The organism is Gilvimarinus sp. 1_MG-2023, from assembly GCF_030548285.1.
Map to the genome: position 1 here is coordinate 1 of NZ_JAUOSC010000925.1, position 277 is coordinate 277.

1 pseudogene is annotated in these 277 nt (G+C 40.1%); it reads right to left on the minus strand.

Annotation, left to right across the window (positions count from 1 at the left end):
- Positions 1–277 (minus strand): annotated as a pseudogene (locus Q4563_RS19575) (bifunctional 23S rRNA (guanine(2069)-N(7))-methyltransferase RlmK/23S rRNA (guanine(2445)-N(2))-methyltransferase RlmL); the annotation flags it as partial.

The window sequence follows — 277 nt, forward strand, 5'->3', positions numbered from 1 at the left end:
CATTGGCCGTGACGAATTTCCCAACAGTGATGAATTTTTTTATTGCGATTGAAATCCTCATCAATTGTTGAGCTCGGTATATCTGTGAGCTGAAATTCACTAAGAGATTCTATTTCCATACGAAAATCACGTAAATTATTGGAGAAGTACAGAACGCCGTGCTGATCTAATAATTTCATGGCTTTACTGATTAAGTCTACCTGGTCGCGTTGCACATCCAATACACTGTCCATACGCTTAGAATTGGAGAAGGTGGGAGGGTCCAGCAGGATAATAT